This is a genomic window from Candidatus Magnetaquicoccus inordinatus (assembly GCF_004217665.1).
Classification (GTDB): Bacteria; Pseudomonadota; Magnetococcia; order Magnetococcales; family Magnetaquicoccaceae; genus Magnetaquicoccus; species Magnetaquicoccus inordinatus.
This window is the reverse complement of the sequence record NZ_RXIU01000214.1, coordinates 1-6,272: the sequence shown is the minus strand read 5'-3', so window position 1 is coordinate 6,272 and position 6,272 is coordinate 1. Positions and strand designations below refer to the sequence as shown.

The 6,272-nt window shown below is 51.3% G+C and carries 7 protein-coding genes; all 7 read right to left on the bottom strand.

Annotated elements, in window-relative coordinates; genetic code table 11:
- Positions 1-158: 158 nt before the first annotated feature.
- Positions 159-575, bottom strand: a complete 417-nt coding sequence (locus EJP87_RS13125; protein ID WP_130472326.1) for a DUF2335 domain-containing protein — start codon at positions 573-575, stop codon at positions 159-161.
- The gene (locus tag EJP87_RS17950) at positions 562-786 is read right to left on the bottom strand and encodes a hypothetical protein (RefSeq protein WP_130472325.1); all 225 of its coding nucleotides are present in this window, start codon (positions 784-786) and stop codon (positions 562-564) included. Before EJP87_RS17950 ends, EJP87_RS13125 begins: the two co-directional genes overlap by 14 nt.
- Before the next feature lie 474 nt (positions 787-1,260).
- Entirely contained in the window at positions 1,261-2,157 is an 897-nt protein-coding gene (locus EJP87_RS13115; RefSeq protein ID WP_130472324.1) for a YkgJ family cysteine cluster protein, read from the bottom strand.
- A 74-nt stretch (positions 2,158-2,231) separates the two neighbouring features.
- Complete coding sequence (gene aprA, locus EJP87_RS13110; protein WP_130472323.1) at positions 2,232-4,148, bottom strand: adenylyl-sulfate reductase subunit alpha; 1,917 nt, start codon at positions 4,146-4,148, stop codon at positions 2,232-2,234.
- Between the two features lie 45 nt (positions 4,149-4,193).
- Positions 4,194-4,625, bottom strand: coding sequence for an adenylyl-sulfate reductase subunit beta (aprB, locus tag EJP87_RS13105; protein WP_130472322.1), 432 nt, complete (start codon positions 4,623-4,625; stop codon positions 4,194-4,196).
- Positions 4,626-4,711: 86 nt separating this feature from the next.
- Entirely contained in the window at positions 4,712-5,929 is a 1,218-nt protein-coding gene (gene sat, locus EJP87_RS13100) for a sulfate adenylyltransferase (RefSeq protein ID WP_130472321.1), read from the bottom strand.
- 42 nt (positions 5,930-5,971) lie between these two features.
- Positions 5,972-6,272, bottom strand: a 301-nt coding sequence (locus EJP87_RS13095) for a non-canonical purine NTP pyrophosphatase (protein WP_130472320.1), incomplete at its 5' end; no start/stop codon positions are given.

Genomic DNA, 6,272 nt, shown 5'->3' with positions numbered 1-6,272 from the left:
CATTTTTGCGCCAATGCCCACAGCATCCCCATGGGGGTAGAGCTGGCGAGCCAGCACGAACCTGAATAGTTACAAATTTTAGGTGCAACAGCGCTCTGTGATTATGATCTGGAAACGGAAAGCCAATCTGCAACTATGATCTGAAAAGGGAAGGCGAGTCAGGTGTCTTTTGAATTATGTAGTTTGCCAGCGATAAAAGCACCAACCAGCCCAGTGACAGTCACACCGCCTATGGTGCCTCCCACTCCGTCATGCCCTGATAAGGTTAAAACAGCAGCAATTATCAGGGCAACAACCCCCATAAAAAGCGCCATCCATTGACCACGACGGTGAAAGGCCCATGCCTCCTTTTCCATTGCTGCCCGATGTCTGCTCTCTTCTTCAAAACGTTTGACGATTCGTTCTGGCAGATCGGGTAAAATATGGCTGTATTCTGTCAATATTTGCGGTGACGGAATGGGCCCCATAAACTCCTGGGTATGTTGTACCACTACAACTTTCTGCTGCGCATTTTCAGGTTGCAACCCCTCAGTTGCTACAGGCTCAGTTGCTGGCGCTTTTTCAATGCCGTTCAACACGACTCAGGCCACTGAAAGCTTTTTGCAATGAAGTACCAACTCGTTGCCAATCTTTTTGCAAGGCGTTTGCGTCAGCAAGAAATGCCTCCTCAACGCTTTTGGGAGGGGTCATAAAACGGCGCAGCTCAGGTGTTGAGATAGAGGGATCAGGATAAACCTCTAACAAGCTTCCCATGCCCGTCAAAAAATTTTGAACACTCTTTTTCATCTTTTATTTTTTTACCCAATCAAACCCTGTTGAAAAGAGTTGCTTTCAAGATTGTAGCAACCCCCATCTTGCAATTGCACTCCTCTTCAGTTGCAATATAGCGGAGCCAGCAACTGGTTTCAACTTGTTTTCAGGGCAAACGCATTTGCCAATCTCCTCACTGTTGCCACAAGCGAAACTGTGCATGTCGGGCGTCCGCCCTCCCAAAGAGTACCCCTGCGGGGCACAAATCTGTGCGGCGTGCGCGAATGCTACGCATTCGCTTTTGTGTAACGCCGCACATTACCAGCAGGGCTTTGCCCTGCACCCACCAGGAGGAGATAATCTCCTCCTGGACCTCCATAATAATTTTCTGCTTTTGAAATACGATTGCCCTGACTTGTTTTTGTTTTGGCCAAGGGCAAGCACATTTGTTAAGTTCCGCACTGTTGCCACAATCAAAGCTGTGCATACATACCAGGCAACCTGTTCTTCCTATTCGCTCTTTTTCTCTTCCTGTGCCTTTTTCGCCTGCTTGTTCGCTTTATAGGCAGCAATTGCATCTGGTTTGACACGCACATCCTGATCACCAAATAACACACTCTTCAACCAGGAAAGGGCAAAATCGATTAAAGCTTCATCATCGGTGCGCAACTGCTGCAGTTGTGCCTCATCGACATGGTAACGTTGCAAAAAGCTGGATTGAAAGACAAACTCGCGAAATTTTTCGGGGTTGGTGCTGGCCATATAGAAAAATTCGGATACCGGCAACGAGGTGCTTACCCCATCTCCTGCCGAACGACGCTTGATGATAAACTCCATCCACTTTTGATTGCGCTCATCATAACCATCGGAGCCTTGATCACGGCGCCACTCCTCTACCTGCCAACGACACTCCTCCCGATGCCCCTGACAAAAATCTTCTTTAATCATAAAATAAAAAGATTCATCCTCGGTCGCCTGCTGGCGATGCAACAAGGCCATGCCTAAAGGATAGTAGCGACAGGTCACCGGTCGATCACTGTATACTGAACATCCGGCATCGGTGACAAAAGGACAGCGTCCACTCTGCTCATCCATGCGCAACATGGCCACCGGCAACTGCCCCTTGTTCATGGTATACAAGGTGGCATATTGCAAAAGAAACTCCTCTGCCGATAAATTGAGGCGACGCCGCAACCGCAGAAGATCATAGGGCGTGAGCAATATCTCAATATTTTGGCAGCATTCGTTAAAACAGGAGATTCCTGGATGACAACGAAACTGCATGGCATCCGTTCCTTTTAACGGTGTCGGCGCAATCACATTGCGCACCTCGCGCGGCATATTGCGCAACTCCGGATCCCAATTGATAACGCGATCCCGCTCTTCCTGCTCCCGCTCTCCTGCCATCTTCGCCCCCTGCCCACAAATAAAAAAGGGGGAGGCAAATCACTCGCCTCCCCCAACCAGCTCTTCACAACCAATTACTTGGTGACCAAATCCTTGTGCTCACGCTTGAAGGTGGTCCACTCACCGGTCTTGGGATCGATCCGGCTGTTGACGAAGCATTTCCAGTTCTCTTCGTCCACAAAGTTGTAATCCATGTTGTAGTAGAAACCAGGATAACGGGTCTCTTTGCGGAACAACATGTGACGCAGATGGGCCTCACCGGCATAGATGCGGTGATAGTTCTCCCATGCCCGCATCAGTTCATGCAGGTCACGAGCAACCATCTTCTTGGAGTCCAGTTTCAGCTCTTGCAACTTTTTCACTGCGATTTCCATCATCGCCGTGTTGGTCACATACCAAGTGCCCACACCCGCCACATACTCATCCATGATCTTTTGCAGACGAGCCTGCAACATCTTGGGCGTGATATAGTTGGGGTTGACATCGACTGCCGTGGTATAATCTTTGTGCTCCATGAAGGTGCGCACCGGAGCATAGATCTCTTCTGCCAATTCGTTGGCTGTACCCGGCAAGCTGGGTTTGAAATCTTTGTTATCCAGGCAGAATTTGACCATGGCTTTGGCAGCAATACGTCCTTCGGCATGCGAACCGGAGGAGAATTTGTGGCCGGAAGCACCGACACCATCTCCAGCGGTGAACAGACCTTGCACGGTGGTCATGCGGTTGTAACCCCAGCTCCACTCTGCAGGAGCAATATCAGCCGGACCGCTCACCCAGATGCCGCAGCAACCGGAGTGCGAACCCAGGAAGTAGGGCTCGGTCGGCATCAATTCGGAAGGAACATTTTCCGGCTCGATGTTTTCACCAGCCCACACACCGGCCTGGCCAATGCACATATCGAGAAAATCTTCCCAGGCTTCGGCTTCCAGATGTTTGATCTTCTTTTTGGCTTCCTTCTCACCAAACTCTTCCACATAGGAGGCGGCCAAAGCTTGCAGAGCGGTGTCGGTACGCATATAGATCGGGCCACGACCTTCACGTTGCTCTTTCATCATCAAATGGTTGCGCAAGCAGGTTGCAGGAACCTTTGCCAAACCATAGGGCGGATAATCTTCCAACATCTTTTTGTTGGTGATCATATACTCTTCACCACGGCAGTTGGTCGCACGGGCTTTGAAGAGCAGGAACCATGCACCCACCGGACCATAGCCATCTTTGAAGCGGGCGGGAACAAAACGGTTTTCCATCATGGTCAGCTCGGCACCCACCTGAGCAGCCATGGCATAGGTGGAACCAGCATTCCAAACCGGATACCAGGTACGACCCATACCTTCCGCCACCGAACGCGGACGGAAGACATTCACTGCACCACCAGCCACCAACAAAATGGCATTGGCTTTGTAGATATAGATCTTGTCTTCACGATTGGAGAAACCAACTGCACCGGCGATACGATTTTCGGCGTTGGTGTCCAACAGCAGTTTGACGATAAAGATACGCTCTTGAATGTTCTCCATGCCGAGCGCCTTTTTGGCCGCTTCGGCAACGATGCACTTGTAGCTTTCGCCATTGATCATGATCTGCCATTTACCAGAGCGGACCGGTTGACCACCCTCTTTCAGGCTCTTTTCCTCATCGCCTGGCTGCTTCCAGATCGGCAGACCCCACTCCTCGAACAACATCACCGAGTTATCCACATGACGGCCCACATCATAAATCAGGTCGTCGCGGACAATACCCATCAGGTCATTGCTGACCATGCGTACATAATCTTCGGCATTTTGCCCACCCAGATAGGTGTTGATGGCCGACAAACCCATGGCCACAGCACCAGAACGCTCCATGGCGGCCTTGTCCACCAAACGGATACGCATTCCGGGGGGAGCCCAACGCATGATTTCATAGGCACAGCCACAAGCTGCCATACCACCACCGATGATCAAAACATCGGTTTCAACTTCAACAATATCAGGATTTCCAAAGCTTCCCATCTCTTTATCACTCCCCAAAGTGTCTATACTGTCAACCGGCGCGGATTAATTACCAATGGTGGGCATAGCCCCCTCGCTGTTGAAAAATCCGGGCTGATCCAGCTTGGACATATCGGCAGCCGGCTTGCCTGCATAGGGATCGATCGAACCCTCGGCAGTGGTACGAATCGGGAATTTGAAGCGCTTGACATTGCCATTGCGGAATTTGATTGTCCACATGATGGAATCAGAAGCACGCATCGGGATCACCGCACCACCCATGGGTACGATATCGGCATAGGCACGAACCTCAATGGCCTGCTGCGGGCAGATCTTGACACAGGAATAGCACTCCCAGCACTGCTCCGGTTCTTGGTTGAAGGCCTTCATCCGCTCTCTATCGAGCTTCATCAGGTTGTTGGGGCAAATATACATGCAGGCGGTCTTGTCCTGCCCTTTGCAGCCATCACATTTGGCGGCGATTACACAGCTTGGCATCGGTGGGCCTCTCCCAAAAAAGAGTTGTTAATTGATCCTTCAAAATACCCGCTGCCCATACACAGGCAGCGGGTGGCACCGCTAAGTTAACCTGTCGCCGCTTTGTGCAACTTCACCTCCACCTTCTCGGAGGATGACAGGCTGGCATAATATTTTTGCAAAATTGCCACAACCTCAGGCCGACTGAACTCGGCGGGAGGTTGCTCTCCTTCGGACAACATTTTACGCAGTTTTGTACCGGACAACAACAGACGATCATCTTTGCCATGTGGGCAGGTCTTCATGGAGGCCATACCCTGGCACTTGTAGCAGTAGAAGGTCCAGTCAATCTTCAGCGGACGGGTGCGCAACTCCTCTTCCGATACCTGATCGAAAATATATTGCGCATCAAAAGGACCATAATAGTCGCCCACACCCGCATGGTCGCGACCAACAATCAGATGCGAACAACCATAATTCTGACGGAACACGGCATGCAGCAGAGCCTCTTTCGGACCCGCATAACGCATCTCCATGGGATAGCCAGCCTGCACCACAGTATCTTTGACAAAATATTTTTCAATCAGCACATCAATCGCTTCTGCACGCACCTCAGCCGGTATATCACCCGCTTTCAGCTTGCCAAGAATCTGGTGTACCAAAACCCCATCCAGAGTCTCCACGGCAATCTTGGCCAAAAATTCATGGGAGCGGTGCATCGGATTGCGGGTTTGAAATGCTGCAACCTGGTGCCATTTTTTCTCCTCGAAAAGGGCACGGGTCTCGGCAGGACGCATGTAGATCCCTTTGTAACGCTCTGGAAACTCCCCTTCCGACAAAGCCTGAACCGGACCAGCAATATTCACCGGCAACTGCTCTTGCACCTTCTGCACACCAGGATGTTCCGGATCTTCGGTCTGGAAAATAGAGCGGCACTCCAGCCCTTTGTCGATGGTATATTTTTCCTGTACGGTCATCAGGCCACGAATTTCACCACTCTCATCATCAATCAGTGCCACTTCCTGACCCAAAGAGAGAGAGTTTGCCTGCTCCGTGCTCACCGACAAGGTGATCGGAATCGGCCAAAAAACCCCATTGGCCAAATGGGTTTTCTCGCAGACGCTGCGCCAATCGGCCTCACCCATAAAACCGTCCAGTGGCGTAAAGGCACCAATTCCCAACATGATCAAATCACAGGACTCCCGCGAGGTCATACGGACCTGCGGCAGTGTTTTGGCCTTTTCAATACCCTGTGCCAGGGCTGTACCCGTGAGCAGTAACGGCTTCAATGCACCACCACCATGGGGGGGGACCAATCTCGACATGCCTCTCTCCTCTGCGACAAATGGAATGACCAACCTACACAATCAATCACACAATACGATTTGCCCGCCAGAAGCCTGCAGCGCCGCAGCCAGTGCCGCCAACGCTCGCCCCCTATGGCTGATAGAATCTTTTTGTTGGCCCGCCATTTCGGCAAAGGTTTGCGTATATCCATCCGGAACAAAAACCGGATCATAACCAAAACCATTGCTGCCACGGGGCTCATCGACAATCAACCCGGCCACACTGCCCTGAAAATGATGGTGTCGGCCATCAGGACAGGCCAAGGTAAGGACACATGCAAAATGCGCAGTACGTTCAGCCAAAGGCCAGTCGCGCACCTCT